Source organism: Burkholderia sp. L-4 (assembly GCF_056856535.1).
This window is the reverse complement of sequence record NZ_JBXEOX010000002.1, coordinates 448,015-470,857: the sequence shown is the minus strand read 5'-3', so window position 1 is coordinate 470,857 and position 22,843 is coordinate 448,015. Positions and strand designations below refer to the sequence as shown.

The window sequence follows — 22,843 nt, the reverse complement described above, 5'->3', positions numbered from 1 at the left end:
AAGCCGTTTTCGATTAGATGTGGATACGCCATGTACCGCGGGCGTACCGGGCCCGCATGGACGCCTGTATCTGCATCCGATCGCGAGTTGTATCCATATCTAATCGAAAGCTACACGTACAGCGCCACTCAGTATTAACCCTGATCAACAAATCTTATCGCGGTGAAAAATTCCGCATCTTATTGAATCGATATCGGCTCGATATAGTGGCTCGCTTTCCCGCACGCGGCCCCCGCATGCGGCTGACACGCTGACATCAGCAGGAGCCCTCTTGATGACCACCGATACCCGATTCACCGAAATCGAGGATCTGATGCCCGCCGCCGGCGGGCTGCGCGAGATCCGTCACCACATCCATCACCATCCCGAACTGGCGTACGAAGAGCACGACACGGCCGCGCTCGTCGCGGACAAGCTCGAGCAATGGGGCTGGCAGGTGACGCGCGGCGTCGGCAAGACGGGGGTGGTCGGCACGCTGCGCGTGGGCGACGGGACGCGCAGCATCGGCATTCGCGCCGACATGGATGCGCTGCCGATCGTCGAGGCGACCGGCCTGCCGTATGCGAGCGGCACGCACGGCAAGATGCACGCCTGCGGCCACGACGGCCACACGACGATGCTGCTCGGCGCCGCGCAGCATCTCGCGAAGACGCGCAACTTCTCGGGCACCGTGCACCTGTATTTCCAGCCGGCGGAAGAGCACGGCGTCGACAGCGGCGCGAAGAAGATGATCGACGACGGCCTGTTCGAGCGCTTCCCGTGCGACGCCGTGTTCGGCATGCACAACCATCCGGGCGCGGCGCCCGGCGTGTTCCTCACGCGGCGCGGCCCGTTCATGTCGGCCGGCGACAAGGCGATCATCACGATCGAGGGCGTCGGCGGCCACGCGGCGCGGCCGCACCTGACGGTCGACCCGGTGGTCGTCGCGGCGAGCATCGTGATGGCGCTGCAGACGATCGTCGCGCGCAACGTCGACCCGGCGCAGCCGGCGGTCGTCACGGTCGGCTCGATGCACGCCGGCACTGCGAACAACGTGATCCCGAACGGCGCGCGCCTCGAACTCAGCGTGCGCTCGTTCAGCCCCGATGTCCGCGCGCTGCTCAAGCGCCGCATCACCGAGCTGGCCGAAACGCAGGCCGCGAGCTACGGCGCGACGGCCAATGTCGAGTACATCGAAGGCTACCCGGTCGTCGTCAATACGGATGCCGAAACGGATTTCGCCGCGCGGGTCGCGCGCGAACTGGTCGGTGACGCGCAGGTGGTCGAGCAGACCGACCTGCTGATGGGCAGCGAGGATTTCGCGTTCATGCTGCAGCGGCGGCCGGGCTCGTTCGTGCGGCTCGGCAACGGCGAAGGCGAGGACGGCTGCATGGTGCACAACCCGAAGTACGACTTCAACGACCGAAACCTGCCGATCGGTGCGGCGTACTGGACGCGTCTCGTCGAGCGTTACCTCGGGCAGTGATCGCAGCGGCGCGCGGCCGGCGCTTCCGGCCGCATTGAGAAGAGGCGACAACGATGCAGAAAGACCATCTCGCGCTGCACCCCGCATCGGCGGGGACCGCCGAAACCGGCATGCCCGGCGCGCGTGCCGTCGCGCGGCGCGGCGCGATCGCCGCGGCCGTGATCGGCAACTGGCTGGAGTTCTTCGATTTCACCGTGTACGGCTTCTTCGCGGTGCTGATCGGCAAGCTGTTCTTCCCGTCGAGCGACTCGACCACGTCGCTGCTGCTGTCGGTCGCGACGTTCGCGGCCGGCTTCTTCACGCGGCCGCTCGGCAGCATCGTGCTCGGCGTCTATGCGGACCGCAAGGGGCGCAAGGCGGCGCTGAACCTGACGATCATGCTGATGGCGCTCGGCACCGGCCTGATCGCGATCGCGCCGACCTATGCGCAGGTCGGCGTGGCCGCGCCGCTGCTCGTCGTGTTCGCGCGGCTGCTGCAGGGCTTCTCGCAGGGCGGCGAATTCGGCGCGGCGACCACGACGCTGCTCGAACACGGCGGCACGTCGCGCCGCGCGTTCCGCGCGAGCTGGCAGCTGGCGACGCAGGGCGGCGCCGCGCTGATGGGCTCGGGCTTCGCGGCGCTGCTGTCGAACACGATGACGAAGGACGCGCTGGAAAGCTGGGGCTGGCGGCTGCCGTTCCTCGTCGGCGTGCTGATCGCGCCGGTCGGCATGTACCTGCGCCGCCGGCTCGCGGACGACGCGCCCGGCGACCGTCATCACGGAATCGAGCGCGGCGTGCTGCACGCGCTGTTCTCGAAGCACGCGCGCACCGTGCTGCTGCTGATGCTCACGGTGATGGGCGGCACGGTGTCGACCTACATCCTGACGTTCTACATGCCGACCTATGCGATCCACACGCTCGGCCTGCCGATGAAGCTGTCGATGTTCGTCGGCGTCGCGTCGGGCTGCGTGATGCTGGTCACGTGCCCGCTGTTCGGCTGGCTGTCGGACCGGCTCGGCAGCCGGCGCCTGCCGATCTTCGTCGGCCGCGGCGTGCTGGTCGTGCTGCTGTTCCCGGCGTTCTGGCTGATGAACCATCACCCGACGCTGTCGGTGATCCTGCCGCTGACCGCGCTGATGCTGCTGTTCTATTCGCTTGGCTCGGCGTCGGAAATGGCCTTGATGTGCGAATCGCTGCCGCGCCACGTGCGCGCGACCGGCATCTCGATCGCGTATGCGCTCGCGGTGACGATCTTCGGCGGCACCGCGCAGCTGATCGCGACCTGGCTCGTGAAGACGACCGGCAGCAAGCTCGCGCCGGCCGGCTACGTGGCCGCGTGCGTGGTGCTGTCGCTGATCGCGGTCGCGATGCTGCGCGAGACGGCCGGGGAGTCGCTGGACTGACGCGCGACGCGGGCGGCGGGGCGGTGCCGCGCGCTTACCGCCCGCGCACCATCCTCAGGTACGACGCGAGCATCGCCGCGAGTTCCTGCGCGGCCGGCGTCAGCGGCACGGCCGCGCGCTGCAGCAGGCAGATGTCCTGCGCTTCGGCCTGCTCGCGCACGGGCACTTTCGCGAGCGCGCCGGCGAACGGCCCGTGCCGCGTGATCGCTTCGGTTTCGAGCGCGAGGGAGTCGGTCTGCGTGACGATCTGCAGCGTCTCGAACATCCCTTCGACGGTGGCGAGCACCTTCGGCGGCGGCTGGCCGTGCGCGTCGAAGTACGCGAGCAGGCGGTTCACGACCGGGTCGGCGCTCAGGTTCGGCGAGCGCGTGGACACCCACGGGTAGCCGGCCAGCTCGGCGAGCGATTGCGCGTGCATCGCCGGATGCCCGCGGCGGCAGACGACCACCGGCGCCGACGCACGCAGCGGCGTCACCGCGAGATCGGTCGTGTCGGTCTGCTTCGCGACCAGCGCGATCGCGAAATCGACCGCGCTTTCCCGCAACCAGCCGACCATCATCCGCGACGTGCCGGTGCGCAGGTGCACGTCGACCTTGTCGAAGCGCGCGCGAAACGCGCTCAGCACCGGCGCGAACGCGTCGATCAGCGGCTCGGTCGCGAGCCCGAGCGTGACGGTGCCTTCGTACGCGCCGCTCAACTGGCGGATTTCCCGTTCGACCTGTTCGCATTCACCGAGGATCGCGCCGGAGCGCGCGAGCAGGCGCTGGCCGACGGCCGTCGGCACGATGCCGCGATTGGTGCGCGTGAACAGCGTCGCGCCGAGCGTGGCCTCGAGGCTCTGCAGCTGTTGCGTGACGCCGCTTTGCGCGAGATCGAGCGCGCGTGCGGCGGCGCGCAGGCTGCCGTGCTCGACGACGGCCTGGAAGATGCGGAGCTGGGACAGCGTGAACGCCATGGATGCGCGCGAGGCCGGTGATCGGAAATACCGATCATGATAAGGCAGGCGATGGTTCCGGCGGCGGCCCGTGCCGCCTACGATCGCAGGCAGTCCGGCTGATGCCGCTTGTTTCTCTTCCTGCCCTCCGTCGACCATGAAACGTTTCCTCGTCCCGCTCGTTTCCCTGTGCGTCGGCCTGGCCGCCACGTCCGCGTCCGCGCTCGACGCGCACGTCGTGCGGCTCGGCATCGATCCGACCTATCCGCCGATGGATGCGAAGGCGCCCGACGGCAGCCTGAAGGGCTTCGACGTCGATCTCGGCAACGAGATCTGCCGCCGCGCGCAGTTGCGCTGCCGGTGGGTCGAACTCGAATTCTCCGGGATGATCCCGGCGCTGCAGGCGCGCAAGATCGACGCGATCCTGTCGTCGATGGCGATCACGGCGAAGCGCGAGAAACAGATCCTGTTCTCGTCGAAGCTGTTCCGCTTCAAGTCGCGGCTCGTCGCGCGGCCCGGCCTCGGGCTCGGCGGCACGGCCGCGTCGCTGGCGGGCAAGCGCGTCGGCGTGCAGTCGGGCACCCAGTTCGAATCGTGGGCGCTCGCGCACTGGGCGACGGCCGGCGTGAGCGTGGTGCCGTACAAGAGCCAGGACGACGTGTTCGCCGATCTCGGGAACGGCCGTCTCGACGCGGCGCTGCTCGGCACGGTAGAGGCCGACTACGGGTTCCTGCGCCAGCCGCGCGGCAAGGGCTTCGCGTTCGTCGGCGCGCCGCTCGACATGGGCGATCGCGGCGTCGGCATCGGCATGCGGCAAGCCGATACGGCGCTGAAGGCGTCGATCGACGGCGCGATCGCGTCGATGCTGAAGGACGGCACCTACGACCGGATCGCGAAGCAGTACTTCGATTTTAACCCGTACGGCGACTGAGCGCCGCGCAGGCCCGTTGCCACGATCCCTCCGATGCCCCCGTTTTCATCCGTTCGAGACCATCGATGCAGATTCGCACCACGCCGCTCCTGTCGCCGTCGATCGGCACGCAGCGCACGCTGACGAGCTTTCATTTCGGGCCGGCCGACACCGGCCGCAAGATCTACCTGCAGGCCGCGCTGCACGCGGACGAGACGCCCGCGATGCTCGCGGCGTTCGTGCTGAAGCAGCGCCTCGCGCAGCTCGATGCCGACGGCCGGCTCGCGGCCGAGATCGTGCTCGTGCCGGTGTCGAACCCGGTCGGCCTCAATCATCATCTGCTCGGGCAGTTCATCGGCCGGTTCGACCTGGCGAGCGGCCGCAACTTCAATCGCGGCTTCATGCCGCTCGCGGAGATCGCCGCGCAAGCGCGCGACCGCCTCGGCGACGACGGCGTGCGCAATCGCGCGATCGTGCGCGAATGCGTCGGCGCGGCGCTCGACGCCGTCGAACCGCGTACCGAATTCGACGCGTTGCAGCTTGCGCTGCTGAAGCTGTCGCACGACGCCGAGGTCGTGATCGACCTGCATTGTTCGCTCGAAGCGGTGATGCACGTGTACACGAGCGACACTGCATGGCCGGAGATCGAGCCGCTGGCGCGTTATCTCGGGGCGGAGGCGTCGCTGCTCGCCGAGGATTCGGGCGGACAGGCGTTCGACGATGCGCATCACCTGCTGTGGGCGCGGTTGCGCCAGCATCTGCCGGAAGGCACGCCGATGGCGGCCGGCACGGTGGCCGTGACGGTCGAGTGCCGCGGCCAGCGCGACGTGACGTACGAATACGCGCAACGCGATGCCGACGCGCTCGTCGACTATCTCGTCTGGCGCGGCGCGGTGCACGGCGAACGCACGCCGTTGCCGCCGCTGGCCGCGCCCGCCACGCCGCTCGCGGGCAGCGAGCAGTTCTACGCGCCGGTCAGCGGGATCCTCGTGCATCGTGCGGCGATCGGTGCGACGATCCGCGCGGGCGAGCCGCTGTTCGACATCGTCGATCCGCTGACCGATGCGATCACGACGATTTCGAGCGCGACCGACGGCGTGTTCTACATGCGGCGCGCGATCCGCTTCGTGACGGCCGGCGCGCCGCTCGGCCGCGTGACGGGCACGGTGCCGGTGCGCACGGGGATGCTGCTCGGCGCGTGAGCGCGGCGCCGGACGCGCGGCGGTTCGATCGCGGCCTGCGCCGGGCCGGCCGCGACGCGAGGGCCGGCGCGGCCGGTGCGGCCGGTCACGGCTCGCCGCGATGCGCGGCGGCACGTTTGCCCGCCCGGCCGCGCGCGGTTGTCTTGCCGCTGCGCGCGCCCGCGTTCGAGAACATCTTCATCTCCTGCAGGATGCCGCGCAGCAACGTATCGGCCGCGACGCCGAGCGTCCGTCCCGCCTTGACCAGCAGCCGTGCGTTGGCCGCCTCGAGCAACGGATGCGCGACGGGCACGGCGACGAGCTCGCCTGCCGCCAGTTCCTGATACGCCGCGAAGGCGGCGAGCAGCGTGACGCCGTCGTTGCGCTTCACGAAGTGGCGCAGCACGGCGAGCGAGTTGGTGGTGAGCGTCGGGTGGAGGTGGATGTTCTCCGCGTAGGCAAGCATCTGCACGGCCTGTCCGAGACCGAACGCGGGCGGCATCAGCGCGAGCGGATACCCGGCGAGTTCGCGTACCGCGACGGGGCGGCCGCGCACGGCGAGCGGGTGCCCGGGATGGACGAGCGCCACCACCGGCTGCGACGCGGTGGCGACGTACTCGATGTCCGGATGCGCCGGCGGGTTGTAGGCCAGGCCGATATGCGCGCGGCTTTCGGCGACTTCCTGCAGCAACGTGCTGACCGGCAGGAGATCGACGGTGACGTCGAGCTTCGGGTAGCGCGCGCAGAAATCGGTGAGTACCTCGTCCATCAGGCAGTCGATATAGCCTTCGCTGGCCACGATGCGGATCTGGCCGTGCTGCAGCCCGCGAAGCGCCTGCAGGCGATCTTCGAAGAGCTCCTGCTGGGAACGGCAGCCGCGCCAGTATTCGAGCAGGTGTGCGGCGGCCTCGGTCGGCTGCACGCCGCGCGGCTGGCGCTCGAACAGCGGGGCGCCGATTTCTTCCTCGAGCAGGCGGATCTGCCGCGTGATGACGGACGGCGACGTGTTGATGCTGTCGGCCGCGCCGCGGATGGAGCCGTGCGTCAGGACTTCGTGGAAATAGCGCAGGCGGCGCTGGTTCAGTTCGCGCATGGTGTCGGTCCGTGTGCCTTCGAAGTGTTGCTCATTGAGCAACGATAACTCGCTTAGGTTGCTATTGCGCCGCTTTTTCGTCTCCTCGACGATTCGAACAGCGTTGAACATCGTTGCGGGATTCGAAGCAATAGGCCCTAAAGGAGAGCGCATGTCCGCCATTCCATCCCCTCAAGACCCGGTCGCGCCCGGCAGCCCGGCGCATCAGGCCCTCTACCGCAAGCTGAACTGGCGCCTGCTGCCGTTCCTGCTGCTCTGCTACACCTTCGCGTATCTCGATCGCGTGAATATCGGGTTCGCGAAGCTCGCGATGCAGAGCGACCTGGGTATCTCCGATGCGGTGTACGGGCTGGGCGCGGGCATCTTCTTTCTCGGCTACGTCCTGTTCGAGATCCCGAGCAACCTGCTGCTGCCGCGGATCGGCGCCCGCAAGACCATCAGCCGGATCATGGTGCTGTGGGGCCTGACGTCGGCCGGCATGATGTTCGTCCACGACGAGACCACGTTCTACGCGATGCGCTTCCTGCTCGGCGTGTTCGAGGCCGGCTTCGCGCCGGGAATGATCTTTTACCTGACGTACTGGTATGGCCAGCGCCGGATGGCCGGCGTGATGGCGGTCGTCATGCTCGCTGGCCCGATCGGCGGCGCGTTCGGCTCGCCGCTGTCGGCGTGGCTGATGACCGGGCTGTCCGGTGCCCACGGCCTGGCCGGCTGGCAGTGGATGTTCGTCGTCGAAGGCCTGCCGTGCGTGCTGTTCGGAGTGCTCGCGCTCAAGGTGCTGTCCGATCGGCCGGCCGATGCGAAATGGCTGACCGACGACGAGAAGCGGCTGCTCGCCGCCGAGCTGCACACCACCGATGCGGGCCATCACTCGTTCGGGCAGGTGGTGCGCGATCCGCGCGTGTACCTGCTGGCGTTTGCGTACTTCACGATCATCTGCGGGATCTACGCGGTGAGTTTCTGGCTGCCGTCGATCATCAAGGCCGACGGCGTGACCGACACGATGCAGATCGGGCTGTACTCGATGATTCCGTACGTGTGCGCCGCGATCGCGATGGTCGTCATCGGCCGCCGGTCGGACCGTCGCGGCGAGCGCCGTTTCCACAGCGCGGTGCCGGCCCTGATCGGCGCGATCGCGCTGGCCGTGGCGACGACGGCCAACGGCAATCTTGCCATCTCGCTGGTCGGCATGACGATCGCCACGTCGATGATCTGGGCCGCGTACACGGTGTTCTGGGCGATTCCGTCGCAATACCTGAAGGGCGACGCCGCGGCGGGCGGCATCGCGTTGATCAACACGATCGGCCTGATCGGCGGCTTCCTGAGCCCGACCATCATCGGTGCGATCCACTCGGCGACCGGCAGCATGGCCGCGGGGCTGCTGGTCATGGTCGCACTGCTCGTCGCCGGTGCCGCGGTACTCGTGGCGAACCGGCTTCCCGCATCCCGCGACGCGCTGGCGACAGCCTGACGTCACGGGCCCGCGGGCATTCCAATATCCAGCGCGCCGTCGCCCGCCGGCCCTGACGGCGGGGTGCCGGCGCCTTGACGGCCTTTTCCGGAGACACATTTTTGAACACGCGCATCCTGATCGCCGGTTTCCAGCATGAAACCAATACGTTTGCACCGTCGAAAGCCGCATACGCCAACTTTGAGCGGGGCGAAGGCTTCCCGGCCATGGTGCGCGGCGAGGACGTGCTCGCGCTGCGCGACGTCAATATTCCCGCCGGCGGCTTCATCGCCGCGGCCGAACGGCGTGGCTGGACCTTGCTGCCGGTCATCTGGGCGGGCGCGAGCCCGTCGGCCCATGTGACCGAGGACGCGTTCGAGCGCATTGCCGGAGAAATCGTCGCGGCGGTTCGCCGCGGAGGCTACGACGCGGTGTACCTCGACCTGCACGGCGCGATGGTCGCCGAGCATACCGACGACGGCGAAGGCACGTTGCTCGAGCGCGTGCGCGCGGCGGTCGGCCCGGACGTGCCGGTGGTCGCGTCGCTCGACCTGCATGCCAACGTCACCGCGCGGATGCTGCGCGAGGCCGATGCGCTGGTTGCCTTTCGTACCTATCCGCACGTCGACATGGCCGAGACCGGCGCGCGCGCGGCCGCGCTGCTCGAGCGCCTGTTCGACGCGCGGGCGGGCCGCCGCCCGCTGCATCGCGCCGCGCGCCGGCTGCCGTTCCTGATTCCGATCAACGGCATGTGCACGCTGCTCGAACCTGCGCGCGGCATGTACGCGCGGCTCGCGGCGCTGGAGACCGGGGCCGTGGCGTCGCTGTCGTTCGCGCCGGGCTTTCCGGCGGCCGATTTCCCCGAATGCGGCCCGGTCATCTGGGGCTACGGCGACGACGCCGCGTCGGCCGAGGCGGCCGTGCAGGCGCTCCACGACAAGATGCTGGCGGACGAAGCCGCGTGGCAGGTGCCGTTCCTGTCGCCCGACGATGCCGTGCGCGAGGCCATGCGGCTGTCCGAGGGGGCCGGCAAGCCGGTCGTCATCGCCGATACGCAGGACAATCCCGGCGCGGGCGGCGACTCGAACACGACGGGCATGCTGCGGGCGTTGCTGCGCAACGGCGCGAAAGATGCCGCGATCGGCTTGATCTGGGACCCGGCGGCCGCGGCCGCGGCCCACCGTGCCGGTGTCGGCGCGTTCATCGACGTGGCGCTCGGCGGTGTCTCCGGCGTGCCCGGCGACGCGCCGCACCACGCGCGTTTCGAGGTCGTGCACCTGTCCGACGGGGTATGCCGGTATGACGGCCCGATGATGAACGGCATGCGCGCGGATGTCGGCCCGGTCGCGTGCCTGCGGATCGACGGCGTGCTGATCGTGGTGAGCAGCGGCAAGGCGCAGATGCTCGACCGCAATCTCTATCGCGTGGGCGGGGTCGAGCCGGAATCGATGAAGATCCTCGTCAACAAGAGCTCGGTGCACTTCCGCGCCGATTTCCAGGATATCGCCGAGGCGGTGCTGGTCGCCACGGCGCCTGGCCCGATGACGGCCGATCCGGCCGAGTTGCCGTGGACCCGGCTGGCGCCGGGAATCCGCATGAAGCCGACGGGAAAGGCGTTCGCCGGCAACGGCTGACGCGCGGCCGGCCGCTCAGCCGCGCCGCGCGACCAGTTCCGATACCGTCTGCGCGGCCTGCTGCAGCGGCCCGAGAAACTCCTTCACCATCTGTTTCGCGGTGTGCCGCTGCGCGTTGCCGCTGATGTTCATCGCCGCGATGATCTGCCCGCGCCGGTTGCGGATCGGCGCGGACAGCGACATCAGGCCCACTTCGAGTTCCTGGTCGACCACGGCCCAGCCCTGCTGGCGCACCTGCGCGATCGTTGCCTTCAGTTCGCCGAGATCCGTGATCGTGCGCGGCGTATGCGCGCGGATGCTGCTCTGCGCGAGCGTTTCGTCGAGCGCCGCGTCGTCGAGCGCGGACAGCAGCACGCGGCCCATCGACGTGCAGTACGCGGGCAGCCGGCTGCCGATCGACAGGTTGATCGTCATGATCTTGTGCGTCGGCACGCGCAGCACGTAGACGATCTCGGTGCGGTCGAGCACCGCGGCCGAGCAGCTTTCGTGGATCTGCGCGGACAATTGCTCCATCACCGGATCGGCGAGATTCCAGAACGGCATCGACGTGAGGTACGCGAAGCCGAGCTCGAGGATTTTCGGCGTGAGCCGGAACAGCCGGCCGTCGGCCTCGACATAGCCGAGCGTCTGCAGCGTGAGCAGGATCCTGCGCGCGCCTGCACGCGTGAGCCCGGTGGCCGACGCAACTTCGGTGAGCGTCTGCTCGGGCCGGGCCGCGTCGAACGCGCGGATGACCGCGAGGCCGCGCGCGAACGACTGCACATAGGAGTCGCCGGGTTTCGTCTGGGTGTCTTCGGTTGTCATGAGCGCTTGGAATATCGTGCAGCCGAGAAGATAGCGCATGGGGCCTGACACGCCAACCGCGCGGCAGGCCGCGCGCTTGACAGGTCGTCCCCGCACTCCCTATGATGCGTTGAACGTTCGATACACGATCTTATGTTCGTATATAGAACATTTAAGCGCATCCCGGCGGGCAATGCAAGGGGCGCGCCCTGTTCATTTCCCAGCTTTCATGGGACCGGAGACACTGATGACCGAAGCTTTTCTGTGTGATGCGATCCGTACGCCGATCGGGCGTTACGGCGGTGCACTGTCCGGCGTGCGCGCCGACGATCTGGGCGCGGTGCCGCTCAAGGCGCTGGTCGAGCGCAACCGCGACGTCGACTGGACGGCGATCGACGACGTGATCTACGGCTGCGCGAACCAGGCCGGCGAGGACAACCGCAACGTCGCACGCATGTCCGCGCTGCTCGCGGGCCTGCCGCAGGGCGTGCCGGGTTCGACGATCAACCGCCTGTGCGGTTCCGGGATGGATGCGGTCGGCGTGGCCGCGCGCGCGATCAAGTCCGGCGAAGCCGCGCTGATGGTCGCGGGCGGCGTCGAGAGCATGACGCGCGCGCCGTTCGTGATGGGCAAGGCCGCCAGCGCGTTCGCGCGCCAGGCCGACATCTTCGATACGACGATCGGCTGGCGTTTCGTCAATCCGCTGATGAAACAGCTGTACGGCGTCGACTCGATGCCGGAAACGGCCGAGAACGTCGCGGTCGACTACCACGTCAGCCGCGCGGATCAGGACCTGTTCGCGCTGCGCAGCCAGCAGAAGGCCGCGCGTGCGCAGCAGGACGGCACGCTGGCCGAGGAGATCGTGTCGGTCACGATCCCGCAGAAGAAGGGCGATCCGGTGGTCGTGTCGCGCGACGAGCATCCGCGTGAAACGTCGCTCGACACGCTCGCGAAGCTGAAGGGCGTCGTGCGCCCGGACGGTTCGGTGACGGCCGGCAACGCGTCGGGCGTCAACGACGGCGCCGCCGCGCTGCTGCTCGCGAACGAGGAAACCGCGAAACGCTTCGGCCTGACGCCGCGGGCACGCGTGCTGGGTATCGCGACGGCCGGGGTGGCGCCGCGCGTGATGGGCATCGGCCCGGCGCCGGCCACGCAGAAGCTGCTCGCGCGGCTCGGGATGACGATCGACCAGTTCGACGTGATCGAGCTGAACGAAGCCTTCGCGTCGCAGGGCCTCGCGGTGCTGCGCATGCTGGGCGTCGCCGACGACGATCCCCGCGTGAACCCGAACGGCGGCGCGATCGCGCTCGGCCACCCGCTCGGCGCGTCGGGCGCGCGTCTCGTGACGACCGCGATGTACCAGTTGCATCGCACGAACGGCCGCTTCGCGCTGTGCACGATGTGCATCGGCGTCGGCCAGGGCATCGCGATCGCGATCGAACGCGTCTGATCGGTATGACGCGGTGACGCGGCCGGCCATGCGCCGCGTCACTGTCGCTCCGCTTCGCAACGATGGGCGGCACGAGGAGGCTCGTGCCGCCCATCGTCGTTAACCGCGGAGCTGTTTGAGGCGCGCGTCGAGCGCGTCGATCTCGGTGTCCGCGAACACCTCGATGCCGTGCGCGCGCAGCAACGCCGCCGTGACGCCGGCGCCCGCATGCCGCCGGTGCGCGAAATGCCCGTCGTAAATGAACGTGCTGCCGCACGACGGAATGCCGTCGGCGAGGATCGCGAAACGGCAGTCGTGCGCCTGCGCGAGCGCCAGCGCGGTGCGCGCGCCGGATACGAAGGGCGCCGTCACGTCGGCGCCGTTCACGTCGACGATGCGTGCGGTACCCGACAGAACCTGCTGCCCCGATCCGCCTTCGGCGATTTCGGCGGGCGGGCGCGGCACGCCGAGGCCGCCCGCGAGTTCCGGGCAGACCGGCACGAGACGCCCCTCACGCTGCCACCGCGCGAGCGCTTCGTGCGCGGCGGTCTTCGCCGAGCCGTTGTAGCGGACCGAATGGCCGATCACGCACAGGCTGACGAGGATCTTCGGGGCGGCTGGCGGTGGCGGGTCGTGCTTCAATGTCGCGCTCCATGGCGGTTAATGGCGGCTGTTGGTCGCTTCGGCAGGGGGGGGAAATTCCCTGTGCCATCGCGCGTCGGGCCGTCAGGCCGCCGGTCCTTCCAGATGGAGGTCCTCGGGCTCGAGCGCGTAAAGCTCGGGGTCGGGCGACGGGCTGATCGTGAAGCCGAGCCGCAGGTAGAAGTCGATCGTGTTCCGCGACGGCGTGGCGGACACATACAGGCGGCGCGCGCCCATCGCGCGTGCCTGCCCCTGCGCCGTGCGGTAGAGCTGCTCGCCGAGCCCGCAACCGCGCCAGTCGTGGCTCACGTGCAGGAACTTCAGTTGCAGCATGTCGCGTTGCGGGCCGAGCGGCCGGCTGTCGACGATCACCGCCGCGACGAGCCGTGCATCGTCGAACCTGCCGAGGAACCAGCCGCCGCGATCGTGGCAGTCGAGCAGGATCGGCGTGTAGTGGTCGGCTTCGCCGTCGGGCCAGCCGGCGACGTCGTAGAACTCGGGCACGACGTGCAGCGTGCCGTCGCGCAGCACGTATAGGTGCTCGATGATCTCGCGCCGGTCGATGGTCCACACGAGCGGCACGTCGTCGCGTGCAAGGAGGCGGGCGGACAGCGCGTCGCGGTCGGCGGCGGTGCGGCGCGTCATGCGGCCACCCGGTGCGCGGCGATCGCGTACATCAGCGGCAGGCGCGGCATGCCGTCGGGCGGCACCATCCGGCGGCCAGCCCGCTCGCGCATGCCGTCGAAGCCCTTCCAGCCGTTCGCATACGGATATTCGTTCAGGCGGTCGATCGCGAGCCCGGCCGACACGAGCGCGTTCACCACGTCGCCGATGCCCCACATGAACTCGTAGCTCGGGTGCGGATTCGCGAAATCGACGATGCCCGGATGATCGTGCCGCGCGCCGAGCCCGGTGCCGGACACCGCGACGTAGTCGCCGACGCCTGCCGGCTCCTCGGTCGCGTCGCGCTGGAAGTAGTCGTAGTGCGGCTGCCAGTGTTCATCGAAAACCAGCGCGAACGGATGGAACTCGACCATCGCGAAGCGGCCGCCCGGCGCGAGCAGCGCGGCGATTCCGCGCGCCCAGACGGTGAGGTCCGACAGCCAGCAGATCGCGCCGTACGACGTGAACACGCGGTCGAAGCGCTCGCCGCGCGCGGCCGCTTCGGGCATCCAGTCGAGCACGTCGGCGCGCTCGAACCGCGCCGGCAGCCCCGCATCGGCCGACAGCTGCCGCGCGAAGCCGATCGCCTCGTCGGAGATGTCGACGCCGGTGGCATCCGCGCCTTCGCGCACGAGGCTCAATGTGTCCTGTCCCGCGTTGCATTGCAGGTGCAGGAGCCGCAGGCCGGCGAGATCGCCGAGCAGCTCTCGTTCTTCCGGAAACAGCGTCGTGCCGCCATCGCGGAAAAACGCGGCCTGATCGCCTTTATGGCTGTTATGGGCGACCGTCGCCGTATTCCAGGACAGCCGATTCAGTTCATGCAATGCCTTTTTCATCGAATTCGAATTCCGGTGGAATGGAGCAGGATAGGCCATATCGTTTCGCCGTGCGCAATGGATGCCCGCATTGGCGCGCCGGGCGGTGCGTTGTGACCGGCGGACACGCGTGCGCGGCGATTATCGCCGGAATATTTGATCGAAATCATGGTAATGGCTGGATTGCATATTTTATGCGCGGCAGGATTAAGGTTTTCTGCCGAATTGCCGACAGCAAGGACGAGAACGTCGTAAAGCGATCAACCGTTTTTCGGCTACTGAGCGTGATTTCAGCGCGGCGCGGACAACCAATCCGCCTTTCGGAGCCTTGCATGCGCAACAACCAGCCCGTTACCCAACAGGAATTCGATTTTCCCGACGACGTCACGCTGATGTCGACGACCGATGCCGACAGCTACATCACGTACGCGAACACGACATTCGCGCAGGTGAGCGGCTATTCGAACGAGGAACTCGTCGGCCAGCCGCACAATGCCGTGCGCCACCCGGACATGCCGCGCGAGGCGTTCGCCGACATGTGGGCGACGCTCAAGCGCGGCGAGCCGTGGACCGCGCTCGTGAAGAACCGCCGCAAGAACGGCGATCACTACTGGGTGCGCGCGAACGCGATTCCGGTGATGCGCAACGGCGAGCCGCAGGGCTACATGTCGGTGCGCACGAAGGCGCCGAGCGACGAGACCGTGGCCGCCGATGCGCTGTATCGCGCGTTTCGCGAAGGCAAGGCCGGCCAGCGCCGCTTCCACAAGGGGCTCGTGATCCGTACCGGGCTGCTGCGCATCGCGTCGCTGCCGCAGACGATGTCGGTGCGCGCGCGCGTGCATGCGGCGCTGGGCGTGCTGGCGCCGGTCGTCGTCGGCACGGGCTGGGCCTGCGGGCTGACCGGCGGCGCGCTCGCGGCGTTCGCCGCGGTGACGGCCGGCGTGGCGGCCGCGGCCGGCTGGTGGCTCGACGCGCAGAGATCGTGCAACCGGTGAAGCGGTTGCACGAGCAGGCGCTGAACGTCGCGACCGGTGAAAGCCGGCGCGGCGTGCGGATGAACCGCGTCGACGAGATCGGCATGACGCTGCGCACGATCAATCAGCTCGGGCTGATGTTTCGCTGGCTCGTCGACGACGTCAGCGAGCAGGTGCACAACGTGCAGCGCGCGAGCAACGAGATCGCACAGGGCAACAACGACCTGAGCGCGCGCACCGAGCAGGCTGCGTCGAGCGTGCAGCAGACGGCCGCATCGATGGCCGAGATGACGGCGACCGTGTCGAGCAACGCGGAGACGGCCCTGCAGGCGAACCAGCTGTCGGTGTCGGCGAGCGACGCGGCCGAGCGCGGCGGGCAGGCGGTGAGCGAGGTCGTGACGACGATGAGCGAGATCACCGACAGCTCGCGCAAGATCGCCGACATCATCGGCGTGATCGACGGCATTGCATTCCAGACCAACATCCTCGCGCTGAACGCGGCGGTCGAGGCCGCGCGGGCCGGTGAACAGGGGCGCGGTTTCGCGGTGGTCGCGGGCGAGGTGCGCGCGCTCGCGCAGCGCAGCGCGAACGCGGCGAAGGAGATCAAGACGCTGATCGGCGCGAGCGTCGAGCGCGTGGAATCGGGCGCGCGGATCGTCGACGGCGCGGGCAAGACGATGGAAGACATCGTCACGCAGGTGAAGCGCGTGTCGGACCTGATCGCGGAGATCAGCTCGTCGACGGCCGAGCAGAGCACGGGCGTCGCGCAGGTCGACCAGGCGGTCGTGCATCTGGACAACATCACGCAGCAGAACGCGGCGCTCGTCGAGCAGAGCACGGCGGCATCGGAGAGCCTGAAGCAGCAGGCGACCCGGCTGGTGGATGCGGTGAACGTGTTCCGCTGATGGCCGCAAGCGTGCGCGACGGGCGGATTCGATCGAAGATTTCCGAATGTCGCGCACCCTGCGCATGGCTTTTTTTGCTTCAATCGAAATTCGATAAACGAGAAATATTCGTATTCATATTTTTCCGGCGGCGCATTAAATGGAATTGGCCGAATCGAAATCAATAATCAGACGAATACCCGTTAAACCGTTGTCCGGCAAGGCTTTTGTTTCATCCATAAACAAACGATTCGGCAAAAACAAGATGATGCAAATTTAATGAATATTTTCCCGAATACACCGTAATGTTTTCGTGGAATTTGCCGAAAGCGCAGGAGCACGGCTCACGCGCATGCGAATCGACAGCAATGCGCGCGGGTCTCGAATCAATCCACAAGCGGGCGCAAGATCCGCCATCCGGAGCTCCTCACCATGCGCAACAACCAGCCCGTCACGCAACGCGAATTCGATTTCCCCGATGACGCGACGCTGATGTCGACGACCGATGCCGACAGCTACATCACGTACGCCAACGCGGCATTCATCCAGGTCAGCGGATTTTCTCCCGACGAAATCGAACGTCAGCCGCACAACGTCGTGCGCCATCCGGACATGCCGAAGGAGGCGTTCGCCGACATGTGGGCGACGCTCAAGGGCGGCGAGCCGTGGACCGCGCTCGTGAAGAATCGCCGCAAGAACGGCGATCACTACTGGGTGCGCGCGAACGCGATTCCGGTGATGCGCAACGGCCAGCCGAAAGGCTATATGTCGGTGCGCACGAAGGCGACGCGCGACGAGATCGCGGCCGCCGAAGCGCTGTATCGCGATTTCCGCGAAGGCAAGGCCGGCAATCGCCGCTTCCACAAGGGGTTGATCGTCCGCACGGGTGTGATGCGCGTTGTTTCGCTGTTCCAGACGATGTCGGTGCGTGCGCGCGTGCATGCGGCGCTGGGCGCGCTGGCGCCGGCCGTCGTCGGCGCGGGCTGGGCCTGCGGGCTGACCGGCGGCGCGCTGGCGGCGTTTGCCGGCGCGGCGGTGGGCGTGACGGCGGTTGCCGGCTGGTGGCTCGATGCGCAGATCGTGCAGCCGCTTCGGCAGTTGCGCGACGAGGCGCTGCGCGTCGCGACCGGCGAGAGCCGCAGCAGCGTGCGGATGAACCGCGTCGACGAGATCGGCATGACGCTGCGCACGATCAACCAGCTCGGGCTGATGTTCCGCTGGCTCGTCGACGACGTCAGCGAGCAGGTGCACAACGTGCAGCGCGCGAGAGCAACGAGATCGCGCAGGGCAACAACGACCTGAGCGCACGTACCGAACAGGCCTCGACAAGCGTGCAGCAGACGGCCGCGTCGATGGCCGAGATGACGGCGACCGTGTCGAGCAACGCGGAGACGGCGCTGCAGGCGAACCAGCTGTCGGTGTCGGCGAGCGATGCGGCCGAGCGCGGCGGGCAGGCGGTGAGCGAGGTCGTGACGACGATGAACGACATCACCGCCAGTTCGCGCAAGATCGCCGACATCATCGGCGTGATCGACGGCATCGCGTTCCAGACCAATATCCTCGCGCTGAACGCCGCGGTCGAGGCCGCGCGCGCGGGCGACCAGGGACGCGGTTTCGCGGTGGTCGCGGGCGAGGTGCGCGCGCTCGCGCAGCGCAGCGCGAACGCGGCGAAGGAGATCAAGGCGCTGATCGGCGCGAGCGTCGAGCGCGTGGAATCGGGCGCGCGGATCGTCGACGGCGCGGGCAAGACGATGGAGGACATCGTCACGCAGGTGAAGCGCGTGTCGGACCTGATCGCGGAGATCAGCTCGTCGACGGCCGAGCAGAGCACGGGCGTCGCGCAGGTCGACCAGGCGGTCGTGCATCTGGACAACATCACGCAGCAGAACGCGGCGCTCGTCGAGCAGAGTGCGGCGGCGTCGGAGAGCCTGAAGCAGCAGGCGGCGCGGCTCGTGGAAGCGGTGAACGTGTTTCGTTGATCGCGGCAGGGAAGGTGACGCGGGCGCGGCGGAGAGGGGCGCCGGCCCGCGTCGGACCGCCCGGTTCCGGCCGGGCGGTCAGGGCCTGTCGCCGAAGCGGCAGGCCCCGAGCCGTCAGACGGCGAGGCAGAGGTACTTGATCACGACGTAGTCGTCGATGCCGTAGTGCGAGCCTTCGCGGCCGAGGCCCGACTGCTTGACGCCGCCGAACGGCGCGACTTCGTTCGAGATCAGGCCCGTGTTCACGCCGACCATCCCGTATTCGAGCGCTTCCGCCACCTTCCACACGCGGCCGATGTCGCGGCTGTAGAAGTAGGCGGCCAGGCCGAACTCGGTATCGTTCGCGAGGCCGATCACTTCCTCGTCGCTGCTGAACTTGAACAGCGGCGCGAGCGGCCCGAACGTCTCTTCCTTCGCGACCTTCATCGCCGGCGTGACGCCCGTCAGCACGGTCGGCTCGAAGAAGCCGTGGCCGAGCGCGTGGCGCTTGCCGCCCGTCACGACGGTCGCACCCTTCGCGAGCGCGTCCTCGATGTGCGCCTCGACCTTCAGCACGGCCGCTTCGTTGATCAGCGGGCCCTGCGTGACGCCCGGCTCGGTGCCGCGGCCGACCTTCAGCTGGCCGACGGCGGCCGCGAGCTTCTGCGCGAACGAGTCGTACACGGCTTCATGCACGTAGAAGCGGTTCGTGCACACGCAGGTCTGGCCGCTGTTGCGGTACTTCGATGCGATCGCGCCCTGCACGGCCGCATCGAGGTCGGCGTCGTCGAACACGATGAACGGCGCGTTGCCGCCCAGCTCCAGCGACACCTTCTTGACCGTCGCCGCGCATTGCGACATCAGCAGGCGGCCGACCGGCGTCGAGCCCGTGAACGACAGCTTGCGCACGATCGGGTTCGACGTCATTTCGCCGCCGATCGCCTTCGGGTCGCCCGTGACGACGCTGAACACGCCGGCCGGCACGCCCGCGCGTTCGGCCAGCACGGCCATCGCGAGTGCGGAGAACGGCGTGGCCTCGGCCGGCTTCACGACGATCGGGCAGCCGGCCGCGAGCGCCGGGCCGACCTTGCGCGTGATCATCGCCGCCGGGAAGTTCCACGGCGTGATCGCCGCGCACACGCCGATCGCTTCCTTCGTCACGACGATGCGCTTGTCGCTCGCCGGCGTTGGGATCGTGTCGCCGTACACGCGCTTGCCCTCTTCCGCGAACCACTCGAGGAACGACGCCGCGTAGCCGATCTCGCCCTTCGCCTCGGCCAGCGACTTGCCCTGCTCGGTCGTGAGGATCAGCGCGAGGTCGTCGGCGTTTTCCATCATCAGGTCGTGCCACTTGCGCAGGATGACCGCGCGTTCCTTCGCGGTCTTCTTGCGCCACGCCGGCCATGCGGCGTTCGCGGCGTCGATCGCGTGACGCGTCTCGGCCGTGCCCATCGCCGGCACGGTGCCGAGCAGGCCGCCCGTCGCCGGGTTGCGGACATCGAACGTCTCGCCGTTCGTTGCGCCTTGCCATTCGCCGTTGACGTACGCCTGCTGGCGGAACAGCGACGGATCTTTCAGTGCCAGGGTTTCCTGAACGGTGCTCATATGAATCGCCTGCTTTGAAAAGGACGGATAAGGACGGATGAAAACGGCCGCCGCCGTCTTCACGACGGCGGCGGCCCATTCAGTTGAAGTGGGCGGGCACTCAGGCCGGCACGCCGACCGTTTCCTTCAGCACTTCCTCGAGGATCGCGAGCGCTTCGTCGAACACGGGCTGCGTGATCGTCAGCGGGAACAGGAAACGCACGACGTTCGAGTACACGCCGCACACGAGCAGCAGCAGGCCGCGCTCGAGCGCGCGCGTCTGCACGCGCTTCGTGAATTCGGCATCCGGCTCGCCCGAGCCCGGCTTCAGGAACTCGACCGCGATCATCGCGCCCGGGCCGCGCACGTCGGCGATCTGCGGCACGTCGGCCTGCAGCGACGTCAGCTTCGCCTTCAGCACGTCGCCGAGCTGCGTCGCGCGTTCGCACAGCTTTTCCTCGTCGATGATCTCGAGCACCGCGTGCGCCGAGGCGACGGCCAGCGGGTTGCCCGCGTACGTGCCGCCGAGGCCGCCGGGCGCTGCCGCGTCCATCACGTCCGCACGGCCGACGACGCCCGACAGCGGCATGCCGCCCGCGAGGCTCTTCGCCATCGTGATCAGGTCGGCCAGCACGTCGTAGTGCTGCATCGCGAACAGTTTGCCGGTGCGTGCGAAGCCCGTCTGGACTTCGTCGGCGATCAGCAGGATGCCGTGTTCGTTACAGATCTTGCGCAGCGCGCGCACGAATTCGGCCGGTGCCGGGTTGAAGCCGCCTTCGCCCTGGACCGGTTCGAAGATGATCGCGGCGACGCGCTTCGGATCGATGTCGGCCTTGAACAGCATCTCGATCGCCTTGATCGAGTCGGCGGTCGTCACGCCGTGCAGCGCGTTCGGGTACGGCGCGTGGAACACGTCGCCCGGGAACGGGCCGAAGTTCAGTTTGTACGGGGCGACCTTGCCGGTCAGCGCCATGCCCATCATCGTGCGGCCGTGGAAGCCGCCCGAGAACGCGATGACGCCCGGGCGGCCGGTCGCGGCCCGCGCGATCTTGATCGCGTTCTCGACGGCTTCGGCGCCGGTCGTGAAGAATGCGGTCTTCTTCGGGAAGTCGCCCGGCGCGCGGTCGTTGATCTTCTCGGCCAGCTCGACGTACGACGCGTACGGGACGATCTGGTAAGCGGTGTGCGTGAAGCTGTTCAGTTGATCCGAGATCGCCTTGACGATCTTCGGGTGGCGGTGGCCCGTGTTCAGCACCGCGATGCCGGCGGCGAAATCGATGAAGCGACGGCCTTCGACATCCCACAGTTCCGCGTTCTCGGCGCGGGCTGCGTAGAAATCGCACATCACGCCGACGCCGCGCGGGGTGGCGGCGTTCTTGCGGGCCTGCAGATCGGCATTCTTCACGGTCATCTCCTTGATGTTCTTTCCGGTGAGTAGAAATTCGGGCGCCTTGGCAGCCCATGGAGGCGACTATAATCACATTTGGCTCTGGCAATCAGAGCCATTTCAATAAATATTCAGGAGCCAATCATGCGCGCGAGCGTGTTGTCGGACTGGCTGGCGCAGCGCCTCGTGCGCGGCGGCGCGCAGCCGATCTACCGGCAGCTTCACCGGCTGCTGCAACAGGCGATCCTGTCGCGCGAACTGCCGGCCGGCACGCGCGTGCCGTCGTCGCGGCTGCTGGCCGCCGAGCTCGGCATCGCCCGCAACACGGTCACGCAGGTTTACGAACAGCTGGCGCTCGAAGGCTATGTGAATTCGGCGACCGGCCGAGGCACCTTCGTCGCCGACAGCGCGCCGGACGAGATCGTCGGCGTGCCGCCCGACGCGGCGGCCGGGCCCGCCGTCGTGATGCCGTCCGCGCGGCGGCTGTCCGCGCGCGGCACGCGGCTCGTCGAAGGCGCCGGCGTGTCGAAGCGCCAGGGTGGCGCGTTCATGCCGGGCGTGCCCGATGTGTCGCGATTTCCGGCGCGCGTGTGGACGCGGCTGCACAACAAGTACTGGCGGCGCCTGCGCCCCGACCTGCTGACGTACGCACCGGGCGGCGGGCTCGCGCTGCTGCGCGAGGCGCTGGCCGACTACCTGCGCACGTCGCGCTCGGTGCGCTGCACGCCCGAGCAGATCGTGATCACGACCGGCATCCACCAGTCGATCGACCTCGCGGTGCGGTTGCTGACCGATCCGGGCGACGCGATCTGGACCGAGGACCCGTGCTACTGGGGCGTGCGCAGCGTGCTGAACGTGTCGGGGCTGACCACGCGGCCGATTCCGGTCGACGACGAAGGCATCGCGCCGTCGGCCGCCGATCTCGCCGCGCCGCCGAAGCTGATGCTCGTCACGCCGTCGCACCAGTATCCGCTCGGCATGGTGATGAGCCTCGCGCGGCGGCGGATGCTGCTCGAATACGCGCGCCAGCACGGCTGCTGGATCATCGAGGACGACTACGACAGCGAATTCCGCTACGGCAGCCGACCGCTCGCGTCGCTGCAGGGGCTCGACACGGCCGGGCAGGTGATCTACGTCGGCAGTTTCGGCAAGACGCTGTTCCCGGGGCTGCGGGTCGGGTATCTCGTCGCGCCGGAACCGCTCGCGGAAAGTTTCGCGACCGCGAGCGCCGAGCTGTACCGCGAAGGGCAACTGCTGCAGCAGGCGGTGCTCGCGGAATTCATCGCGGAAGGGCACTTCGTGTCGCATATCCGCAAGATGCGCACGCTGTACGGGCAGCGCCGCGAGGTGCTGCTCGAGGCGGTCGCGCGCCGCTACGGCGATACGCTGCAGGCACTCGGCAGCGACGCGGGGCTGCATCTGGTCACGCAACTGCCGGAAGGGGTCGACGATTGCGCGGTCGCGCAGGCCGCGCTCGAACGCAATATCGTTGTGCGGCCGCTGTCCGGTTACTACGCGGATCGCGAGCGCGCCGCGTCGGGGTTGCTGCTCGGTTATGCGTGCGTGCCGGAAGACGAGATCGCGACCGCGTTCGCGACGCTCGCCGAGGCGATCGACGAGCGGGCGTTCGGCAGGGCCGTCGCGGTGGCTTGACGGCGCGGCAGCGGCATCG

General features: G+C 68.3%; 16 protein-coding genes and 2 pseudogenes. 10 read left to right on the top strand and 8 right to left on the bottom strand.

Going from position 1 to position 22,843, the window contains the following annotated elements; translation table 11 throughout:
- The first annotated feature begins 274 nt into the window (after positions 1-274).
- Complete coding sequence (locus tag AC1VVG_RS18830; protein ID WP_124670363.1) at positions 275-1,465, top strand: M20 aminoacylase family protein; 1,191 nt, start codon at positions 275-277, stop codon at positions 1,463-1,465.
- A gap of 53 nt (positions 1,466-1,518) precedes the next feature.
- On the top strand, positions 1,519-2,850 hold the full coding sequence (locus tag AC1VVG_RS18825; RefSeq protein ID WP_069246018.1) for an MFS transporter: 1,332 nt from the start codon (positions 1,519-1,521) through the stop codon (positions 2,848-2,850).
- Positions 2,851-2,884: 34 nt separating this feature from the next.
- Here AC1VVG_RS18825 and AC1VVG_RS18820 read toward each other — a convergent pair whose 3' ends face one another.
- A complete protein-coding gene (locus AC1VVG_RS18820; protein ID WP_034187767.1) occupies positions 2,885-3,805 on the bottom strand; it encodes a LysR family transcriptional regulator in 921 nt (306 codons plus the stop codon).
- Between the two features lie 136 nt (positions 3,806-3,941).
- On the opposite strand from AC1VVG_RS18820, the gene AC1VVG_RS18815 reads away from it, so the two are divergent.
- Both AC1VVG_RS18815 and AC1VVG_RS18810 read left to right on the top strand, forming a co-directional pair.
- The gene (locus AC1VVG_RS18815; protein WP_069707130.1) at positions 3,942-4,715 is read left to right on the top strand and encodes a transporter substrate-binding domain-containing protein; all 774 of its coding nucleotides are present in this window, start codon (positions 3,942-3,944) and stop codon (positions 4,713-4,715) included.
- A 65-nt stretch (positions 4,716-4,780) separates the two neighbouring features.
- Positions 4,781-5,896, top strand: coding sequence for a succinylglutamate desuccinylase/aspartoacylase family protein (locus AC1VVG_RS18810; protein WP_069707131.1), 1,116 nt, complete (start codon positions 4,781-4,783; stop codon positions 5,894-5,896).
- Positions 5,897-5,981: 85 nt separating this feature from the next.
- Here the strand turns inward: AC1VVG_RS18810 and AC1VVG_RS18805 are convergent, their stop codons facing one another.
- On the bottom strand, positions 5,982-6,968 hold the full coding sequence (locus AC1VVG_RS18805; protein ID WP_049030051.1) for a LysR family transcriptional regulator: 987 nt from the start codon (positions 6,966-6,968) through the stop codon (positions 5,982-5,984).
- Positions 6,969-7,119: 151 nt separating this feature from the next.
- Here AC1VVG_RS18805 and AC1VVG_RS18800 point away from each other — a divergent pair, with 151 nt between their 5' ends.
- The gene (locus AC1VVG_RS18800) at positions 7,120-8,439 is read left to right on the top strand and encodes an MFS transporter (protein ID WP_482836013.1); all 1,320 of its coding nucleotides are present in this window, start codon (positions 7,120-7,122) and stop codon (positions 8,437-8,439) included.
- A gap of 101 nt (positions 8,440-8,540) precedes the next feature.
- Positions 8,541-10,052 (top strand): M81 family metallopeptidase, encoded by a 1,512-nt coding sequence (locus AC1VVG_RS18795; protein ID WP_034187772.1) that lies wholly within the window; start codon positions 8,541-8,543, stop codon positions 10,050-10,052.
- Between the two features lie 15 nt (positions 10,053-10,067).
- On the opposite strand, the gene AC1VVG_RS18790 is transcribed toward AC1VVG_RS18795, so the two are convergent.
- The gene (locus tag AC1VVG_RS18790; protein ID WP_049028801.1) at positions 10,068-10,856 is read right to left on the bottom strand and encodes an IclR family transcriptional regulator; all 789 of its coding nucleotides are present in this window, start codon (positions 10,854-10,856) and stop codon (positions 10,068-10,070) included.
- Positions 10,857-11,082: 226 nt separating this feature from the next.
- Here AC1VVG_RS18790 and pcaF point away from each other — a divergent pair, with 226 nt between their 5' ends.
- Positions 11,083-12,285 carry a 3-oxoadipyl-CoA thiolase gene (gene pcaF, locus AC1VVG_RS18785; protein ID WP_034187773.1) on the top strand — a complete coding sequence of 401 codons (1,203 nt, stop codon included), beginning with the start codon at positions 11,083-11,085 and terminating at the stop codon, positions 12,283-12,285.
- Between the two features lie 99 nt (positions 12,286-12,384).
- On the opposite strand, the gene AC1VVG_RS18780 is transcribed toward pcaF, so the two are convergent.
- The 3 genes from AC1VVG_RS18780 to AC1VVG_RS18770 form a co-directional block, all read right to left on the bottom strand.
- Positions 12,385-12,906, bottom strand: coding sequence for a 2-thiouracil desulfurase family protein (locus tag AC1VVG_RS18780; RefSeq protein ID WP_482836012.1), 522 nt, complete (start codon positions 12,904-12,906; stop codon positions 12,385-12,387).
- Between the two features lie 84 nt (positions 12,907-12,990).
- Positions 12,991-13,551, bottom strand: coding sequence for a GNAT family N-acetyltransferase (locus AC1VVG_RS18775; protein WP_482836011.1), 561 nt, complete (start codon positions 13,549-13,551; stop codon positions 12,991-12,993).
- Positions 13,548-14,405 carry a class I SAM-dependent methyltransferase gene (locus AC1VVG_RS18770; protein WP_367188777.1) on the bottom strand — a complete coding sequence of 286 codons (858 nt, stop codon included), beginning with the start codon at positions 14,403-14,405 and terminating at the stop codon, positions 13,548-13,550. Before AC1VVG_RS18770 ends, AC1VVG_RS18775 begins: the two co-directional genes overlap by 4 nt.
- A gap of 311 nt (positions 14,406-14,716) precedes the next feature.
- On the opposite strand from AC1VVG_RS18770, the pseudogene AC1VVG_RS18765 reads away from it, so the two are divergent.
- Positions 14,717-16,263, top strand: a pseudogene (locus AC1VVG_RS18765) (methyl-accepting chemotaxis protein).
- A 411-nt stretch (positions 16,264-16,674) separates the two neighbouring features.
- Positions 16,675-18,221: pseudogene (locus tag AC1VVG_RS18760) on the top strand (methyl-accepting chemotaxis protein).
- 114 nt (positions 18,222-18,335) lie between these two features.
- Here the strand turns inward: AC1VVG_RS18760 and gabD are convergent.
- On the bottom strand, positions 18,336-19,805 hold the full coding sequence (gene gabD / locus AC1VVG_RS18755; protein ID WP_034187779.1) for an NADP-dependent succinate-semialdehyde dehydrogenase: 1,470 nt from the start codon (positions 19,803-19,805) through the stop codon (positions 18,336-18,338).
- Positions 19,806-19,905: 100 nt separating this feature from the next.
- On the bottom strand, positions 19,906-21,195 hold the full coding sequence (locus tag AC1VVG_RS18750) for a 4-aminobutyrate--2-oxoglutarate transaminase (protein ID WP_049028866.1): 1,290 nt from the start codon (positions 21,193-21,195) through the stop codon (positions 19,906-19,908).
- Between the two features lie 120 nt (positions 21,196-21,315).
- On the opposite strand from AC1VVG_RS18750, the gene pdxR reads away from it, so the two are divergent.
- Positions 21,316-22,824 carry a MocR-like pyridoxine biosynthesis transcription factor PdxR gene (pdxR, locus tag AC1VVG_RS18745; protein ID WP_482836010.1) on the top strand — a complete coding sequence of 503 codons (1,509 nt, stop codon included), beginning with the start codon at positions 21,316-21,318 and terminating at the stop codon, positions 22,822-22,824.
- The last annotated feature ends 19 nt before the right edge of the window (positions 22,825-22,843 follow it).

Excerpts from the sequence above, each read along its gene's own strand:
- AC1VVG_RS18825 (WP_069246018.1), top strand. The coding sequence starts at position 1,519 with ATGCAGAAAGACCATCTCGCGCTGCACCCCGCATCGGCGGGGACCGCC.
- gabD (WP_034187779.1), bottom strand. The coding sequence starts at position 19,805 with ATGAGCACCGTTCAGGAAACCCTGGCACTGAAAGATCCGTCGCTGTTC.
- AC1VVG_RS18750 (WP_049028866.1), bottom strand. The coding sequence starts at position 21,195 with ATGACCGTGAAGAATGCCGATCTGCAGGCCCGCAAGAACGCCGCCACC.
- AC1VVG_RS18775 (WP_482836011.1), bottom strand. The coding sequence starts at position 13,551 with ATGACGCGCCGCACCGCCGCCGACCGCGACGCGCTGTCCGCCCGCCTC.
- AC1VVG_RS18770 (WP_367188777.1), bottom strand. The coding sequence starts at position 14,405 with ATGAAAAAGGCATTGCATGAACTGAATCGGCTGTCCTGGAATACGGCG.
- pdxR (WP_482836010.1), top strand. The coding sequence starts at position 21,316 with ATGCGCGCGAGCGTGTTGTCGGACTGGCTGGCGCAGCGCCTCGTGCGC.
- AC1VVG_RS18815 (WP_069707130.1), top strand. The coding sequence starts at position 3,942 with ATGAAACGTTTCCTCGTCCCGCTCGTTTCCCTGTGCGTCGGCCTGGCC.
- AC1VVG_RS18805 (WP_049030051.1), bottom strand. The coding sequence starts at position 6,968 with ATGCGCGAACTGAACCAGCGCCGCCTGCGCTATTTCCACGAAGTCCTG.
- AC1VVG_RS18790 (WP_049028801.1), bottom strand. The coding sequence starts at position 10,856 with ATGACAACCGAAGACACCCAGACGAAACCCGGCGACTCCTATGTGCAG.
- AC1VVG_RS18810 (WP_069707131.1), top strand. The coding sequence starts at position 4,781 with ATGCAGATTCGCACCACGCCGCTCCTGTCGCCGTCGATCGGCACGCAG.
- AC1VVG_RS18820 (WP_034187767.1), bottom strand. The coding sequence starts at position 3,805 with ATGGCGTTCACGCTGTCCCAGCTCCGCATCTTCCAGGCCGTCGTCGAG.
- AC1VVG_RS18800 (WP_482836013.1), top strand. The coding sequence starts at position 7,120 with ATGTCCGCCATTCCATCCCCTCAAGACCCGGTCGCGCCCGGCAGCCCG.
- AC1VVG_RS18830 (WP_124670363.1), top strand. The coding sequence starts at position 275 with ATGACCACCGATACCCGATTCACCGAAATCGAGGATCTGATGCCCGCC.
- pcaF (WP_034187773.1), top strand. The coding sequence starts at position 11,083 with ATGACCGAAGCTTTTCTGTGTGATGCGATCCGTACGCCGATCGGGCGT.